Source organism: Actinospineispora spinosispora DSM 44797, assembly GCF_000429025.1.
GTDB lineage: Bacteria > Actinomycetota > Actinomycetes > Mycobacteriales > Pseudonocardiaceae > Pseudonocardia > Pseudonocardia spinosispora.
This window is the reverse complement of the sequence record NZ_AUBB01000029.1, coordinates 79,051-98,081: the sequence shown is the minus strand read 5'-3', so window position 1 is coordinate 98,081 and position 19,031 is coordinate 79,051. Positions and strand designations below refer to the sequence as shown.

1 protein-coding gene (running past one end of the window) is annotated in these 19,031 nt (G+C 72.7%); it reads left to right on the top strand.

Annotated elements, in window-relative coordinates; genetic code table 11:
- Positions 1–19,031, top strand: partial view of a preprotein translocase subunit SecA gene (locus tag G406_RS0114765; RefSeq protein ID WP_156934881.1) — the final stretch only. The gene continues 29,521 nt to the left of window position 1, outside the view; 19,031 of the gene's 48,552 nt are visible here — the last part of the coding sequence; the start codon falls outside the window, past its left edge; it ends in the stop codon at positions 19,029–19,031.

Sequence of the window (19,031 nt, the reverse complement as noted above, 5' to 3'; positions counted from 1 at the left end):
TCGCCGCGGTGACCGTCGTCGTGTTCACCCGGTTCACCAGCATCGAGACGAACATCAGCGACGTCCTGCCACTGTCGAACGGCTGGATGAACGTGGCGATGGGGCTCATGTTCGCGCTGGCCCACGACGGAGTGGTGACCCGGTTCAACCTGACCAAGCTGGAACGCCTGCTGAACAAGTCGGACGGTCCGATGCGCAGCATGACGAAGGGCCTGCGGTCGGTCTGGGCGTGGCTCGCGGTGCTGGGCCCCGGGATCATGGATATCGGCATGGTGGTGATGCTGTATTCGGTGATGGCCTCGTCGACCAATGGGCCGTTCGCCGCGATGATCACCGCGACGACCTCCTCGTCCATGGCTCTGGGTGTCGCCTACCAGACCTGGCATCTGTACCGGGAGCACCTGCGCGATCAGAAGGGCAATGCCCGCTACGAGCGGTTGGGCCTGGTGCTCGACGACGGTGCGTTGCTTGTCTACGGAGTCACCTTCGTCTGGCTGACGACGAATGCCCTGGCCGCGGGCATCATCACCGGTGCCGCGCTGGGGCTGCTGGGGCTGCTGCTGTGGGCCATCCAGCGGCGGGGCCCGCCGGAGGACCTGATCGACTCGCGGCCCGGTGACACGGTCTCGTTCTCGATAGTGGCGGTGAACCTGGGTGCCGGCCTCGGCGCCGGGCTGACCGCGGTGGCCTTGGGCTGGGGCTACCTGGCCGCCGTCGCGGTGGTGATCGGCACCCAGCTGGCGATCCTGGGTGTCGCCAGGGCGGTCGACTGGTTCCGCACCACCCACGGGGGCCGGTGGGCGCGGGACGGCTCCGGTACGGCCGGACTCCCGGACATCGGGGACCGCATCGGCGGCGCGGCATCGGCGGACCCGCGCACCGGCGCGGCGACCGTGCTGAACGGCGGGCAGTACCGGGCGGTGCTGGCCTGGCTGCGGCTGATCGGCCCGTCACTGACCGAGGTCGCACCTGAGGCGACCGACTTCGCGCTGACCGGAACCTGGGGCGGGGCCGCGTTCTACCTGGCGCCGGGGCTGCTGGAGCTTCTGCCGGGCCAGCGGGTGCTGTTGTTCGTCGCGCCCGACCCCCGACGCCATGGGCAGCTGGCGGTGTTCGTCGACCCTTCGGTGCTGGCCCGGCTGCCGTTGCTGAGCCCGGAACACCTGCGCATGCTCGCCGACCGCGAGGCGGCCCGGCTGGCCGGGCGCACCGAGCAGCAGGTGCGGCAGGACAAGACCCTGCGCATGCCGCCACCGGCGGTCCTGCGCCAGTTGATCATGCCGCCGCCGGGCGAGCACCCGGCCGCGGCGCGGGACGGCGACCGGGACACCCGCGCCGACCCCGGCACCGGGGATCAGCTCTCCCTGTTCCCCGGCGAACCACACACCCCACCGGCGGCCGTGGGGGCCGTCGGGGTACACCCGATGGAGGGATTCAGATGGACAAGTCTCGGCCGATCGCCGCCCCGCTCTTCCAGCGACCGGGGGAGGGGCTCTTCGAGCACCACTCGGGCACGGACTCCCAGCCGCGCTGCGAACTCCCCGGCTGTGACCGCGCGGTTCGAGTCGTCCCCGGGCGGGACAACGTCCGCTACTGCTGCTCGGAGCACCGTCGCGCCACCCAACGGCTCCGCCGTCGCGCGCGCTACGACGGGGAGGGCTGCTGAGCGCCGGACAGCGGCCCGAATCGCGGCGAAAGCCGCCGCCGTCATCACCGGACTCGTGATCGCCGCCTCGCTCACCCTGCTCCTCGGCGGCCCGCCAGCCTCGGCGGCGCCGGTCGCACCGTACACCGCGCACTCCCTGGTCACACCGCGCGGTGTGCACATGGCGCGGCATGAGCAGAAGGTGCGCGGCGTCACCCAGCCGATCCGGACGCTGTCGCAGCCAGGGGACAGCGTCGCCGGCTACCTGTACGGGCTGCCGGGGCTCACCGAGGACCGACTGTACGAGCTGAACCCGCACCTGCCACCAGGACCGGACCGGACGTTGCCGACCGGAACCGAGGTGTTCATTCCCGGCGACACGTCGGGGGTGTGGAAGGTCCAGCCGCACTCGGGCGACTCCTGGGCGCGCATCGCGGCACGGGCCGGGATCAAGGACTGGCGGCAGGTGCGGGCGGCGAACGCCCCGCTGGTGGACGCGCTGCGAGATACCGGGCTGAGCGGGAACTGGCTGTACGGGGACAACCAGGTCCTCGTGCCCGGCTGGCACCGTCCCGCGCAGGGCGGCCGACCCGGCACCCCCGGCGCGGGACAGCCGCGACCAGGCACCCCGGCGCCGGACGGCTCGTCGGCGGCAACCCCGGCGCCGCCGTCCACTTCCGCGACCGCCACGCCCGTTCCGGTGCCGTCCACCCCGGGATCGCCCGCGCCGACCCGAGGCCCGCCGTCGGCGTTCTGGTCGGTGTCCCGGTGGATCGAGCTGACGGCGCTCGCGGTGTTCGCGTCCGGGCTCGCGCTGCTCGGCCGGGTTCGGCTCGGCCTGCGCGCGGCGCTCGATCGGATCGGCGCACTGGGCGGTAGCCCGGGGACCGCGGCCAGCTGGCCGCCGACCGAGATGGGGGACTCGCCGGTCGCCACCGTGGTCGAAGGGTTCGAGTCCAGGTCCTGGCTCGGTCGGCTCCGCGCGGAGGTTTCCTGGCGGCTGCCCACCAGCGGCGCACGGCGCAGGGCCGTTCTCGACGAGGCGGGTCAGTTCGGCATCGGCGTCGGTGCCGCACTGGTGAGCGGCCTGGCCGGCGGTTCGTGGGCGCTCACGGGTCTGATCCTGCTCGGCTCGTCGACCGTGACGGTGCTGCTGGCGCGCTGGAGCCTGGTGCGCGCCATGCGGCGGGACGGCCCCGGGGAGTTCCGGGAGTCCCCTTCGCTGGGTGCCTGGCTGCGGCACGCCGTGCGCGGGAGCACGGTGCGGGCCGCTGTGCGGCGTGACCTGCGCGGCAGCGTCCGGATGGTGGTGGGGGCTGGCGGCGTCGGCCTGGTGGCGCTCGCCGTCGACGTGCTCACCATGCCCGGCGTGCCGAGCGTCCAGAGCGCTCGCGCATGGCTGACCGTCTCCGCGCTGGTCACCGCCTGGTTCACCTACCGCAACCTCCGGCGTGACCAGCTGGTGCAGCAGGAGTCTGCGGAGGGCAGGCTGACCCATGTCCGCCGGGACGCCGCGCTCGGCACGGCGATCAACCTCGCGCTGAACCTGACCTACCAGTCCGCGCTGGTGATCGGGCACCTCGGCCCTGGGCTCGCCGCGGTCGTGTCGTTCGTCGTGTCCATGGGCCTGAGCACGATGAGCGAGCGACAGGCCTACTTCGGCCGCAGGGCGGGCCTGGCACTGACCTCGGCCGCCGTCGCGTTCGTCACTTCGAAGATCGTGTCGGGGCTGAACCTGGCCGCGCCGGCCGGTGGTTTCGGGACCTACCTGTGGGCGGGGCTGGGCTATCTGCTGGTGGCCGGACCCGTCACGGTGCTGGCGGTGGAAGCGGCCCTCGCGGTCAGCGAGCGGATCGGTGTAGTCCTCTCCGAGCACCGGGTGAACAGCGGGCGCCGGGCACTCGCCCGGCTGCACGGCGACCCCGACCCGGACCGGGCACGCCGGATCCGCAAGCGGCTGGACAAATGGACCCACCGGCTCGACGGGTGGAGCGCGGCCGGGCGGCTGCGCGGTCGCAAGGTGGCGGTGAAGATGGCGGAATCGCTGCTGATCCGAGGCTTCGCCTATGTGATCGTGCGACCGTGGGAGCACCAGTCCGGATGGCACACCGTGGCACGTGCCGTGGCCGTGGCGGTCCTGCTGATCGGCTATCAGGCCGCGATCCGGTGGTGGCAGCGCCGCCGGGACCCCACCGAGGACCCGTTCAAGCAGGCGCTGACCGCGCGGGGCCGGGCGCTGCTGCCGCTCGGGGTGACCAGCCGCATCCGCCGCTACCTGCGTTGGCTCGACCGCGCGTCGAACACCCTCACCGACGAGCAGGGGACGCGGTACCCGGTGCCGAGGCCGTCACGAGTGCTGCGCTCGGGCAGTTCGCCCGCGCTCGTCGGGCGCTACGCCGCATGGCTGGCCGGCGCACTGCGCCGGATGCGCTCCGAGCAGTACCCCGGGTACGGGCCGATGCTCGACCGGATCACCACAGTCGGAGCGCTCGCGGCGCGGGCGCGGCAGGTCCGGCAGCTCGAACAGACGCGGGGACAGAGCGAACGGCGAGCCGTGCTGTATGCGGTGATGATGCTGGTCAGCGATGTGAACGCGGTGACAGGCGCCGGACAGCGGGCGGTGGCGCGCGGGAGCAGCACCGCGAACGCGCTGGTGTTCCTGCGTGAGCTTCTCGACGAGCTGGGCGCGGCGCACAACCTGGCCGAGCTGTTCCGCGAAGGTGACCTCGACGACCTCGGGGACCCGAGCCTGGTACGGCGCGAGCAGTGGGAGAGCATGCTGCTCGACGAGCTCTCCCACATCCGCAAGCGGCAGCTGCGCTACCTCGACGGGTACGCGGCCCTGCTCGAGGACTATCTGCGGTGGGCGCAGGATCACGATGATCCGGCCGCCGCCGCGCTGGCCAAGGCAGATCTCGCCAGGGTGAAGGGGCAGAGCCAGCTGCAGCGGAGTCGCAAGACCGACTCCCGGCCGCTGGTGGCCGGCGCGCGGATGTTCGCCGAACGCCGGGACCGGGCGGCGGTGCGCTCCCAGACACATCGCGCCCGGATGGAACGGTTGCTGTCCCGCCGCGACGACCCGGCGTTCGACCCCGCCTCGAAGGAAGGGCGCAGGATCGACAACGCCGTCGACGCGCATTCCCGGCTGCTGCTGGGCATGGAGCGCGACGAGGCCCTGTTCGGGTTGCTCGCGCAGGTCACTGAGCTGTTCAACGAGATCGAGCGGCACGCGGCTGAGCGGCGCCAGTGGTGGCGCGGCATGCGCTACGCACGTCGCCACCCGACGCAGCCGCACCCTTGGGTGACGGTGCTGCTCGCGCTGGCCGGTGCGGACCACCCGGTGACCGAGGCGCAGCTGCGGGCTGCCTGGCGCCGTGACGGTGACCTTCGGCAGGCGCTGCAAGTGCTCGTCGACGCCGGTGCGGTCACCGGGAACGTGGAGTCCGGTTATCAGGTCGCCGGGACGCTGCGTGACTTGTGGGCGGCGACCGACCCTCGGCTCCGGCTGGCGCTGCGCATCGGTGACATCAGCACGCTGCCGGGCGGGCGGCACCTGTGGGAGACCGACCTCGAGCATCTCCCGGCCGCGCTGGAAAACCTGCTGCGAACCGCGCGCAGGGTGGTCTTCGCCCACCACACCCCCGGGTTGTGGGACGAGATCGTCCTGGCCAGGAGGCGGCTCGGCGCGGCGCCGTTCCAGCTGCGCTACCCGAGTGCCCGCCGGCGGCTCGCCGGGATGTCCGCCGCCGCGAAGCCATCGGCGAAGCAGCCGAGCAGGCGCGCACTGGCCAAGACGATGGCCAAGCAGACCCGCACCCGGCTGCGCGCCGCCATCGACGAGGTCTACCGAACCGAGCATGCGCTGGAACGTGCCACCGAGGCCTTGCGGCGGGCCGCGCTGCGGTTGGGCCACACGGGAGTGGACACCGACATCGCCGGGCCGAACCCGCCACCGCTCGACGAGCTGAGCGAACTCCGCTTCGAGGTCGTCCGGGCGGGCCAGGAGCGGGACCTCGCCTATCTGGTGCTGGTCGCGGTCAGCGACCAGGCGCTCGCCGACTACCCGAACGTCAAGCTCCGCCCGACCGGGATCAGCCTGCTGCTGGAACGCGCCGAGAACCGGATGATCCGCGGGCCCGGCACTCTGGCCAGGAACAACGACCCCACCGAGGAACTGCGCGCCGCCTACGACGCGGCGATGGCGATCGACGGCGCCTACTGGAGGTTGGTGGCTGCCGAGCGCAGGTTGCGCGTGGCGCTGGGGGATTCCTCTGATGACCTCGACGATGCGAAGCGGGCATTCATCGAGGCCGCGCGGTATGCCGACGAGGTCGCCGCACTCATCCGCAGGCTGACCGACCGGGCCGACGAGATCGGGCTGAGCCGGCACTTCGTGTCCTTCCGGCTCTGGGTCCGGGGACGCGATCTGACCCACAAGATCGACGCGATCCGCAACGGCCGGACAGCGCGGGACGCGGGCGTCCACGCGCGCGAACCGATCCCGTTAGTGCGCCACAGCCACCAGGTCAGCAGCGCTGACGCCGAGGCCGACGGGTTCGTCACCATCGGGCACAACGGCTCGACAGTGCTCGCCGCCGCCACCCGAGGAAGCCTGCGCAGGCAGTACGAGGAGAACGGCGATGCCGTCGCCGCGCGGGTCGACCCGGCGACCGGTGCGCTCATCACGGCGGTTGCCGACGGCCGAGGGCGCAACCGAGGGGCCTCGCGGGCGCTGGTCGACGCGGCGGTGCACGAGACGCTGCGGGCCTTCCGCGAGACCGGCGACCCGATGCGCGCCATCCGAGCGGGCTTCGAGGCGGCGAACCAGCTGTCCCGTGAGCTGGCGAAGACAAGGGGGAACCCGTCGGCGGCTGGGCTGCTGCTGGTGCTGCATCCGACGCCGACGCCAGGCGAACCCGGATTCGCCTATCTCGGCCATCTCGGTGATGTCCGTGCCTGGATGGTGAGCGCGACGCTCACCGCGCGGGCCACGGAGGATCACGCGATCGCACTGGACAACCGGCTCGGCTCCTCGGCCCGGGTTGTGCACTCCTTCGTCGGTGAAGGTTCAGCCGCGACCGAGCCGACGTTCAGCATGGTCTACGCCGGTCTCGGCGGGACGAGCGAGCCGGCCATGCTGCTCGTCGCCACCAACGGGACCTACGACAACCTGCGCGGGGGCGCCCCGAGCGACGAGCAGGTCGACGAGCTCACCTACCGCAACAACGCGGGCGGCGACCTCGAACGGGCGGTGCGCAACTGGCTCGACGAGGTCACCAGCACCGGCCTGATGGACGACAGCACGGTCGCCGCGATGCTCATCCGCCCCGGTGCGGACACAGCCCCTGAGCCGGGGACAGCGCCGGAGCCGGACGTTGGCCCGAAGACCGACACCGCCTCGGCCACGGAGCCCGAATCCGGCGCGGTCCCGACGCACACCAGGCGTGGCCACCTCGGCCGCTCGCTCGGCGCACTCGCGCTGCTCACCGGGTTCGGCTCGCTGGTCGGTCTCGGCGGCTCGGGAACCGCGTCGGCCGACACCCTGCACCCGGTGGCACCGAGTGCTACCCAGCCGCTGCACCACAGCGTCGAGCTGCTGTCCTGGCTGCCACTCGACTCGGTCACCGGCTGGGCGGCACTCGGTGCCGCCGGTGTCGCCGCGGTGATCGCGCTGGTGGTGCGGCGCGCCCCCCGCTCCGCCGCCCGGCTCCGTGACCAGGTCCTGGAGCTCGAGCAGCTGGTTCAGCACCTGTCCGCGGTACCGAGCCGAGCGGTGCATCCGGCGATGTTCCTGCTGGTCGGCGGTGCCGTGCTGACCTGGGCGGTGTCCAGATGGCTGGCGCGCAACGCCTGGCGGGCGGCGTTGCTGCACGCGGTGCGGGTACGGCTCGGCGCGGCGGAGGAGCAGCTGCGGTTCGGCCGGCCGGAGCAGGCTTCCGCCGCGCTGCGCGAGGCCGGGCGGTTGCTCGACCGGTTCGACAGCGACGCACGCACCGTGCTGGGCCGCCTCGCGCGCCACCGCCGGGACGCCGCCGAGAACGCCGCCGAACTGCGTACCCGGCTGAACCGCCTGGTCGTACTGCACCACTATCTGACGAGGATCCGCGCGGAGCGTCACCTCGGCGCCTCGTTCTGGCGGCACGCATCGGCACGGCTGGGCGAGCTCGGTGACCGCCACGGCGAGTGGCTGGCGGCCGATCGGCTGCTCGCGCACCTGCTGCTCACGGCGCGCAACCGCCCGCTGCCCGACACGGGCGGGTGGCGCTTCCTCGACTCACCTGAGCACATCGCCCCGATCGCCACCGGCGCGCTGCGCGCCAACTGGCCGGCCATGCCCCGGTCGGCGCGACTGGACCTGATGGTGCTCGCCGCCCAGCCGCGCTGGCGAGAACTGCTCGCCAACCTGGCGAAACCCGCCGGTCAACAGCTGATGCTGAACGCGGTCTTCGACGAACTGGCCCGCACCGACGGGTTCGTCGACGACCGGAGGCTCAGCTCGGTCCCCGGCAGGCTGGCCGCGATCGGCCTCGCCATCCGGGTGTTGTCCCGACCACAGGACTGGGACCTGACCGAGAACCCCAGCCTGGCGGCGGACCTGGCCTGGGCCGCGCGGCTACTGGCCCACCGTGAGGACTGGTACGCGCTGCTCAACTGGGCCGAGCGGGACCAGACCTGGCTCGACCGGTTCGCCCACGGCCGGTCCTACTGGCACATCGCCTGGTCGGTGCTCGGCGACCTTGCCGAGCTGGACAGCTCGACCCCGCTGACCGAGACCGTCGTCGACGCGGTGGCGGATGCCGTACTGGCGGCGCCGAACTCGCTGCTGAACCAACCGCCCCTGCCCCGAGCCGGCGGCGGTGCCGCCGCGCGCGCAGCCTGGCTGTGGGCACTGCTCTATGCCGGCTGGTCGGGGCGCGGCCGCCCAGCCGCGAGCCGGTCCCTCTCCTCGTCCCAGCGCGAGCCCGGTCGTCACCGTGCGTGGAACCAGCGCTGGGCCTGGGTGTCGCGCGTACTGGCCCGTCTCGGGCTGGTCACCGCGACCGCCCTCGTGACCTGGCTGTCGCTGTTCACCGGCACCGGGCTCGCCATCACACCCGCCGCGAGCACCCCGGTTCCCGGCACGGTCGAGCCGGCGACCAGTCTCCCGACGGTCGTGGTCGCCATCGTGGTGGCCGCTGGGCTGGGAGCGCTGGCGGCGCATGCCGTGGGGCTGCTCCGTCAGGTGATCCGGCTGCGGACGACCCGGCCGCGGGCGAGCCCGGCCGGTGAACCGAGCGTGCCGCCGCGCCGCGCCTCGCTGGTCGAGTGGGCAGAACGGCCCTGGTCGGCCGAGCAGCGTGCTGCGGTACTCGACGCGCTGCGGACGTTCGGTGCGGACCTCGTCCAGCCCAGCGGCGAGCTGCTTGCGCTCGCGCCAGGCCTGGCCCAACGCGCGGTGTTCGTCCTGCCCGCACGGCTGCTGGACCGACTGGCCGCCGGCGAGTTCGGCGCGCCCGTCGAGCACTTCTACGCGGCGGTCTGGGCGCCGGTGCGGGGCGAGCGGACCGTCCTGCTGTCCGAACACGAGCTGACCGCTCTGACGCACCTGCACCGGCTCACCGAGCAGCTCGGGCTGGACCTCGCCCGCACGATCGGGGTGGACGTGCCTCGGTGGTTGATCGAGCTGGTGGATGCACCACTCGGGGCGGCCGAGCCGGTCGGGCATCGCGTGCTGATGACGGCCGTCGTCGAATCGCTGCTGATGCGCCTCGCCGACGAGCGGTGGCGCGCCGTGGTCGATCCGGAGCGCGCGGTGCGCCGCGATGCCGGCGCGTCGACCCGGCTCACCGAGGAACTCCTCGCACTGGTCGCCGTCCACCGCCCGATCGCCGAGCAACTGGGGGCCTGGTCACTGGTCGAGCCGAAGGACATCCCCGGCTACCGACCCGAGCCGAGCAGACAGCGCGCCCGCGCCGAGCAGGCGGCTCGATCGCGGCTGTGGGATGTCCAGGACTGGGCGCGGGCCCTTGCCGAGGTCGCCGAGCAGACCCGGCCCACCGCGATCATCGGCCAGCACATTCGGACCCTGAGCACCAGCAGGGACGCGGCGACTGAACTGGCCGAGCGGGCGACCGCCCTGCGTACCGCATGGCTGACCTACCTCGACGGAACCCGGCTCGGTGGGACCGACTGGTTCGACCCCATCGAGCAGCTCGGACTCACCATCGACGAGGCCCGGCTGCGCGCCGAACGCATCGGCGAGGTGCTGAGCGCGCTGGCGGTGCTGGACTCTCGACGGCGGGCGATTCATGAGCAGCCGCTGCGGTTGCCGCTGGACGACGCGTGGCTGCCCAGGGCACGGGAGTGGCTCACCCAGGTCGAAGACGCGCTGGACCGGGCGAACGAACAGCTACGCGGGCCGACACCCGCGCTGGCCCCGCTGATGCTGAACCGGGCGCGCCCCCCGATGCGGAAGCTGGCGGTGCTCGGCGGCTCCGCGCTCCCCGGCGAAGGAGAATCCTGGCGTGAGTTGCGGGAGCGGTTCCGCCGGTCCAGCGCGCGGCTGGACCGGCTGAACCGGGGAGAACCGGACGACGACTCGCCGGCGGGCGGACCCTCGCTGTTCTCCGGCCTGGGGCTGCCCGGACCGAAGCTGATCATGGTCTCGCGCATCCTGCGGGTCCTGACCTGGCAGCCGGTCGCCGATGTCACCGGCCTCGATACGATCGCCGGTCTCGATCGGGACGAGGCGGCGCGATCCGGGGCGAAGGGGGTGCGCACCAGCCCGTGGTTCGCCGCCACGCTGGCCGAGGCCGGCATTCCGCCGATGGCCTTCTACGCGCACGCTGACGGCTGGCTGTACGTCGACTCCGCCACCTGGGCCGCGTTGGCCAGGTTGCGCGACCTCGAGCCGGAAACGACCCGCCAGCTGGTGCGGCACGAACTGGCCGAGCTGCGCAACGCCGCCCGACCGGCGCGCGACCGGCTGCCGCACGACCAGCTGTTCCCGCGCGTACCCGACCTCTCGACGCTCGCCGCGCTGCTGCGCGACGGGCCGGCCGTTGCACAGGCCGCGCGCGGTGCGGTGTCGGTCCGACTGAACGGGCTGCACATCGGTACCGCGTGGGCGATCCGGCCGGACCTGTATCAGACCTCACCGGTGGTCGCGGCCCGAATCCGCGCGCTCGGCGGCGGCCCGGACCGCTCGATCACCGTCGACGGCGTCCGGGTATCGGAGCTGCTGTCGCTGACCGGCATGGACTACCCCGACCCGGCACGCGTCGGCCAGACGCGGCGCCTGATCGCCCTGCTTGCCGATGGGGAGCTGGCCGGCGTCCCGGACAGCGACCGCGAGGTCGCCGTCCTGCTGCGGCTGGCCGAGCGACCCGACGGTGCCGATCCGCCGTACCGATTCGCGACCGCCGGGCAGCGGGACGCGGTCGAGCTGGGGCAGCGGCTACTGCTGGCGTTCCACACCGGTACCGAGGCGCGGGTCGTCGACGCGGTCGTCGTCGCCGTCGGGACCAGTGTTCTGGTGCTGGCGGCCGAGGTGCCGCCGAACGCCGAGGGTGCTGTCGTGCTGAGCGAGGCCGGTGCGGTGCTGAGCACGGTGTTGGCTTCGGGCCCGGCGGCCGGCACTGTCATAGCGCTGTCACCGGCGCTGCTCGACCCGATAATCGACGCGGTCGGCGCGCGGATCGGGTTGACCGCGCCGTGGCTGTTGGCCAGGGGCACCGAGTGGCTCGACCGGGCACAGCGCGCCCTGGCCGACGACGATCGGCATGCGGTGCATGTCGCGCTGGACGCGCTGGACGCGGCGGAACAGCTGCTGGACGCGGCGGCGGACGAGCTCGGCCCCCGGTGGAACAGCCCGTTGTCCGACGCCGAGTACGCGGCCGCGCTGCGCCAGTTGCACGTGTCGGCCAATCGCTGGGACGAGCTGCTGGAGGAGACCGACACGATCGGGCTCGACGAGGACGCCACCGACCTGGCGGACCACGCGCGCTTGATGATCGCTGCCGCGCTGAAGACAGCCCTGACCGAACCGGGTGCCGGCGCGGTGATCGAGGGGTTCGTCTCGGTCGCGTATCTGGTCGGGTTGCCGCGCCACTGGCGGATTCGCGCGCTGCTGGGCGCCAGGGTCAGCGAGGTGTCCGACGCGACCGAGGAACTGCTGATCCTGGCGGAGCGGGGTCTGCTGCCCGAGATCGGAGCCGGACCGGAGGAGCTGCTGGAGGTGGCGCGGTCGTTGGCCGACCAGCTGCCGAGCACGTTGGCCACCCCGGTTCTGCGGTTCCTCGGCGACTGGGATCCGAGCGACCCGGACCTCGACCTCCTGCTCTGGCTCGACCTTGCGCTGCCGCGCGGGCCGCCCGCCGTCCCGGAGCCGGCCGTCCCGGCACTGAACATCCTGCGCTACCTGATCGGTGACCAGCTGGCCACCCGCCGGCCGACTGTCTCAGATGCGGACCGGGACGAGTTGGCCCGGCTGCTCGACTCGGTGTCGGCGCGGACGGTACGCGTGCTGACCACGACACCGCTGCCCACTGAGTTGCTGAACTCGTTGCGCGCAGGGCTCGACGAGCTCACCGAGGTGCTGTCGCCGATCGCCGACCTGGCACCGAGGCACCGGCAGCGGGCACCGAACGAGCTGGCCCGGCTGCTGGTGGCGCTGCACGGCGAGGGCCCCGCGGTACTGGTGCTGGATGAGGTCGGAGTCGAACCCCGGTTGGACCGGGCGTGGCTCAGCTGGCTCGCCGCATCGCGCGGACCGGCGGCCGACCTGGTCGGCCTCTACCTGGCCGACCCCTCGGTGCCGATGGCACAGCACGGCGTTCTGGTATTTACCCGCCGGACGCTGGAGGCCATGGCCGAGCACCTGAGCCGCGGCCGGTTGACCACGGACTTCCCGGCGCGGCTGCGTGCCGTGCTGATCGGTGACGTGACCCTGGACGACGAGGTGACCAGGGAATGGGCGTTGGCCGAGCAGGTCGTCGACTGGCAGCGACGCCTTCCCCAGCTGAGTGCCTCGGTGCGGTCGCGGCTCGAGCACGGTCACGAGGCGCGCGCCGTACGGCAGCTGAGCCACGCGCTCGAGGAACTGCACAGGGCGCGGGATTGGCTGGCGGATCCCGCCACCCGGCACTCGCCGCTCACCCGGCCGATCAGCATCGAGGTCGATCGCTCGGGGATCGTTCTCGACGGGCTGACCACCAAGCTGGCTACCCCCACCGTGCTGCTACGGCTTGCCGTGCACGCCTGGCAGCTGCTCCGCGCCGAGGGTGAGCTGCCGCTGGCCGAGCTGGCCTCGGAGCTGGACGCACCGGCACGGTTGGTCCGCGCGGCCGCGCTGGCGCACCCCTGGCTGAGGCTGAGTCGGACCGACCCGACCGACCCGGTCTCGGTTGTCGGATCCGAGCCCACCGAGCTGATCCAGCGGATCGAGCGGCTGATCGGGTCGGCCGAGGAGATCGACCACCCCTACCCGACGCGGCTGCTCGCCGAGGATGCCCAGTTGGCGTCGCTGACCGCCGAATCCGACGTGTGGCTGCTGGGAACGGATCGCCCGCTCACCGGACCGGAGCGCCGAGCGCTGCTGGTCGAGCTGATCGACCAGGCGTGGGACTCGGTGGAGTCCTCGCTCGGCGCGCTTCAGATGCACAGCGTTCAGGTACGGGTCACGCTGCCGGCCGGGCGGCGGCTGCTCGCCGACGCCGCACCGACCGACCTGGTGGAGCTGCAGGTGCGGCGCGGCGCGCACGGCGTCGGGCTGGTCTCGCTGCGGCCGCTACCCCATGCGGTGCCGGCCGCCGCGCCGATGGCGACGGTTGCGCAGCGCGCGGTGTTTCCGCTCGGTGACCAGGGGCGGACGCGGGACCTGGTCGCCTGGGCAATCGGGAGCGACCGTGTGGTCACCGTGCGGTACCGCCCGGACGGCAGGCAGATCACCGACCCGTCCGGACTGACCGTCGCCGGCCGTGCGGTGGTCTCGGTGCACAACCCTGACGAGCGCGACTACCCGAACGGCGACGGTTCGGTCGCAGCAGCACGCAAGTACGGCGCGCTGCTGCGTGGCGCCGATCCGGGCGAGGTCGGCTCCGCCGAACTCGACCTGGCGGTGCTGCACGTACCAGGACTGGATGCGAGCCCGCTCCCGATCAGCGAGCGGCGGCCGGCGGTCGGCGATTCGGTGCTGCTGGCCGACCCGTTCAACCAGTTCCCCAGGTCCTGGGCGCGGGTCGTCGCGGTCGGCCCCGCAGCGGTCACGATCCGAGGCATCCGGGTCCGCAAGGGGACACCGGTGCTGCTGCCGGACGGGCAGCTCGCCGGGATGGTCGTCGATGTCGACCTGACCAGCGGCCTGGCCTCGGTGCTTCCCGCCGGGCTGGTGGGTCCGGTCGCGGGCGGCGCTCGAGCCGCACGTGCACAGCTCGAGGTGGCCGAACGGCTACTGGCGGAGGTGTTCGCCGGTGCCGGGCCAGGGGACCGGTCATGGCTGCTCGAGCGGGTAGAGCGGGCACTGGACCGGGCAGCGGCGGAACTGTCCGTCGGCCGCCGATCGACCCGCTCGGCGGGAGCCGAACTGACCTCGAGGCTGCTGATGAGCGGCCGGCGCTGGTGGTCGGCGCTGCCGTCCGGCGACCGAAACGCCGGTGAAGCCGAGGACGTCGCCGCACGGTTGTCCGCCGCGCTGGTCGCCGCGCTCGACTGGGAGCTGAGCCCCTCGGGCGCCGCCCGGCACCTGGCCGTGCTCGCCGAACACGCCGAGTTGCTCGGCGAGCCACGCTGGTGGCGGCTGCCGGTGCTGCTCGACTATCGGCCCGGGTCGATCCTCGAAGTCTCCCGCGCGCTGGACGCGGTGGCCGGCACCGAGGAGCCCGGGCGGTCAGGCACCGGCCTCGCTGAGCTGCGCGCCGCGCTGACCCGCTTGCGCGATCAGCTGCCGCCGCACCAGACCGACGCGGTGGCCGGGCTGCTCGACGAATGGCGGCGCGAGGGCGTCGACCAGTTCGGGATCGAGCAGTTCGACCGGGTGGCGAGCGTGCTGCCCGAGGACGTCCCGGACCTCGCCGCGCCCGCATTGTTCGTGGTTCGCGCCCAGTTGCGGGTCCTGCTGCCGTCGGCGCTGACCTCGCCCCGATCCGCTGTTCGGGATCGGTTGCGTGCGATCAGGAACCTGCAGCGCCGAGGGTCCCCGGCGGATCTGGTGCGCGCGCACCAGCAGCTGAAGACCGCGCAAGCACTGCTCGACGCGCTACCGACCAGCGCGATCCCGAGGGACGAGCTGGTGATCGGGCGGGCCCGCCAACGACTGCTCACCGCGATGGTCACCACCGAAGGCGCACTGAGCGCCCAGCTGTGGCGGGAGATCCAGCCACTGATGGAGAGCCTGGTGGCCGACCCGGTACGCCGGGGTGCCTCGGCCACCCTGCCGCCGCTGTTCGTCCGCGCGCTGCGCCGTCCGCTGGCGCACGTCGACGCGACGCCGCTGCTTGAGCATCGCCCCGACCGGCTCGCGCGAGTGCGGTGGCTGGACGGCTGGGCCTCGGTACCGCCGAGATCTCGACTGGTGGTCGTCATCGCGGCCACGGTGCCCGGCGGCGCCAGGCTGCTGCCCGAACTGGCCTCGCCGCACGGGCAGCACCGGCTGTTGACCACCGCGCTGCACCGCATCGATCAGCTGCGCGGCGAGGCGGTGAACGGCACACTCGCGGCGCACCCTCGATGGGCCCAGGACACCGCCTCGGTCACGGCGCTGTGGCTGGAGCTGCTGCGCGACCTGCCGACCTGGGGGATCGAACAGCCGGGTGAGCTGGTCGACAGGCTGCGGGCGCTCACCGACGAGCTGTCCGCCTTCAGCTTCGACCTTGGACGGGACGGCGACCTGTCCGGCGGCGGTGGCCGCGCGTCCGGCCTGCCGATGACACCGGAGCAGCACCGAGTCATCGCCCAGTATCTGGATCCGGCACAGGCCAGTGTCCTGGTCGGGCCGACCGCGCTCGGCGCGCTCGGCGGATTCACCCCGGCCGAGCTGTCGCTCGTCGAGGTGCTCGCGCTCGTCGACAACCTGCCCCGGATCAGCGCGGAGCTGGGCGGCCCGGACGACCTGCTCGGGTTCGCCTCCGGCCGCCGGATCTATCTGGACACCCACACGTACCGGACACTCGACGACGCCGCGCTACGCCGATTCCTGCGCCACGAACTCGCCCACCTGCGGCATCCGAGCTGGTCCGAGCAGCGAATCGCCGAGCTCGCCCCGCTGCCGACGACGAGGGGGACCGCCACCCCGGTGCGCGGGCTCCCCGAGCCGTTCTCCGGCGGTGTCGGCTATCGAGCGCATCCCGGCTACCTGGCGGCGCTGAACCCGGAGCCCGGCCTGGCTCCCCTCGCCGGGGTGCTGGTGGGTGGTGGAACGCTCGACCTGGGCCGAAGCGACGCGGTCCGGTTCGCCGCCGCGGCCGCGCGGGTGCGGCGGACGTTGGACCGAGAGGTGTTCGCCGCGTGGGCGGGCTACCCGGACGCCGATTCGCTGCCCGGGCTGATCACCGGTGCCGCGGTGCTGGACGGCTTCCCGGACCGGCTGGTGCAGGAGGGCCGCGCCCGGCATCTGGACATGCCGCCCGACCTGGTGGCGGTCCGGATCAACGGTCTCGTCGTGCTCGGCGTCGAGGAGTTCGAACTGCTCGGCGCGTCCTCGGCGCGCCGCGACTGGTGGGAGCCGGTGCTCACCAGCTGGGCCCGGCTCGTCGACGAGGAGCTGACGGTCGCGGTGCAGCTTGGTTGGCCCGGGCCCGGCCCTGAGCTGCCCACGATCGATGGTCTCGCCACCCTGATCGAACGACGCGAGGTCGCTGTGCAGCTGACCGAGGAGCTGCTGGGGGAGCGGAACGGCGCACGGAAGCTCCTCCGGCCGCGAGCGACCGACCTGGCACCGCACTCGTGGCTGGGCACCGACAGAGACTGGGATTTTGCCGTCGATCCGGAATTTCCTGCCGCGGGCTTCCGACCGAAGGTGCTCGGCGGCAGGCTGGTGTTGCGGCTGGGCGGATCCACCGATTCGGGGTCCCTGTGGCTGCGCGGGTGGGCGTCGAGCGGGTACGGCGGTCACCTCGCCGCGCTTCTCCATCGGCTGCTCGGGCTGAGCGTGGACTGGGCGGCCCCACCGGGCTGGCGCGGTGTGGCGCACGCCGACGTGGTCGCCGACGTGCTGGCCCGGGCGTGGACCGAAGGCCGGTTCGGGGTGCCCCGGCACCTGGTTGACGACCTGTACCTGCGGCACGCGGACTTCACCGGTGAGCTTGCCATCCGGTTCCCGCACGGCATGGAGTTGGTCCTGTCCGTCGACTCGCGCGGGAGGCAATGGCTGGAGAACCTGTGGCCGACCCCCGCCACGGGCCCTCCCACCATCGACCCTCGGATCCGGACCGCGCTGGGGGCGACGCTGTTCGTGAAGGCCGAGCACGGGTACAACCCCGTCGATCGGACCAGCGGCGGCACGGTCAGCAGCGCCGGGACCCGAGTGGGTCGGTACCTGGTCGCGGTCGCCGGGCACGCGGTGACCGGCCTGGACGCGACCGGGCGGTTGACCTTGAGCGACGGCACGACGTCCGTCACCGCGCACGCCGTGGTGCGGGTCGAGCTCGACGAGTTCGTCCACAACCGCATGCGAGCAGCGCGGGCCCCTCGGTGGCAGGGGACCGTCGACCTGGCGTTTGTCGTGTGCCACGACCTGGACAGCGAGCTTGGGCAGGTGGGGATCGCCGAGTTCGGGTCCGGCCCGATCCCGGACGGCACGCTGCTGGTGGCCCACGGCAACCCTGGCTTCGGTCGGAAGATCACCGCGGGCCCCAGCGGGGAGGGCGGTAGTGCCGGCCGTTGGCCCACCTTCCCCGGCAACTCCGGCGGCGGGGTGTTCGCGGGTCCTTCGCTGGTCGGGGAACACGTGAGCACTCATCTCACCAGGGGAGCGCGGTCGGTGGCCGGCCCGGACCTGTTTGCCGAAGCCGCCGAGATCGCGACGGCGAAGGCTCGGCGTGGCGCGCTGTTCTGGCGGGCGGGCCTCGGTCGGATCGATCACCTGCTGGCCCAGTCACCGAAGCGTGGCCCACCAGGTGACGGCCGGTCCGTCCGAGATGCTCTGTCGAGTGTGGAAGGGGAGACCCCGGCACCGCGTGGTGGGCTGATCGACCTGCTGCGGCAACTGCGCGACGCCGCGGGCGAACCGGTCACCACTCGTGCACTCGCCGAGCGGCTGGGCCGCGACAAGGGGGGCGTCGACCCTCGGCTCTCCCTGCTGGCAAGCCTATGGCTGGTCGTCCGCGACGCCGGTGTGGGAGCCCGACTCGCCCCGCTGGGACTGGCGCTGCTGGAGGCGGTGACTCATACCGACGGAGGGGCCGACACCGAGCAGCGCGCCGAGGTGGCGAGGCTGTTCGTGGGCTGGCCGAGCGTGGCGGATCTGCGCATGCACACACAGCTGATCGTCGACGTAGCGATGCGCGCGTCGGCTGCTCCCGCCGTACTGGAGTCCGTCGCTGAGCTGGCCGAGAGGGCTCTGCTGGATCGGTTCGGTGACTACCTGCGCCACGCTGGGGACGACGTGACGGCCTCGGCGGCCGCACGTCCCGGACCGGCGGCGAAGGTGCTGCGCCGACGATTGGCGAGCCTGGTTGACGTGCAGCTGATCGAACCGACCGAGGGCAATGGGTTCGCGCTGACCGAGGCGGGCTCAGCACTGCTGTACGGGGTGGACCACCTCGATGAGTACGACGATCCCACCCGCGAGCTGTTCGTCCGGGTTGCCGGGATCCTCGACGCGCCGTGGCCGAGGAAAGGGATCACCCTTTTGAGCAGGCGAGCGTTCGCCAGTGCGCTAGCCGCGGTCGGGATCACTCCGCCGTGGCGCTTCATCGTACGGGGCACCGCGGGCCCGGCCACCGCCCGATTCGAATACACCGGCCGCCGGACCGAGGGTCCCAGGTCCAGCTCGGCCCGCTCTCCGTCGCGGCAACCATCCGACCCAGCGGCCGTGACTCGGCCGGAGCTCGAGGGCACGACCGAGATGCACGCCCCGACGCGGCCGATCCTCGGGTTGACTCTTCGAGTGCTGCTCGACGCCGTCCGGCGAGTGGAGGGTGCGGATCTGTCTCGGTTGGCGGACGGTATCGGTGTCGGTACCGAGAAGATTCGGCTCGTCGTGGTCCGGCTGCTGGAGTGGCGCTTGCTCAATCACGACGCGTCCACCGGCCTGATCACGCTGACTGGGCACGGCGAACGCACACTCGGCTCGACCGATCCGGCCACGTCCGAGGCGCTCGACAGGTGGCCGGACTGGTCGTCGTGGCGGAAGTATCACGCTGACCGATCCGTGCTCGCCGAGCCTGGCACCGGTGGCGCGGTGAGATGA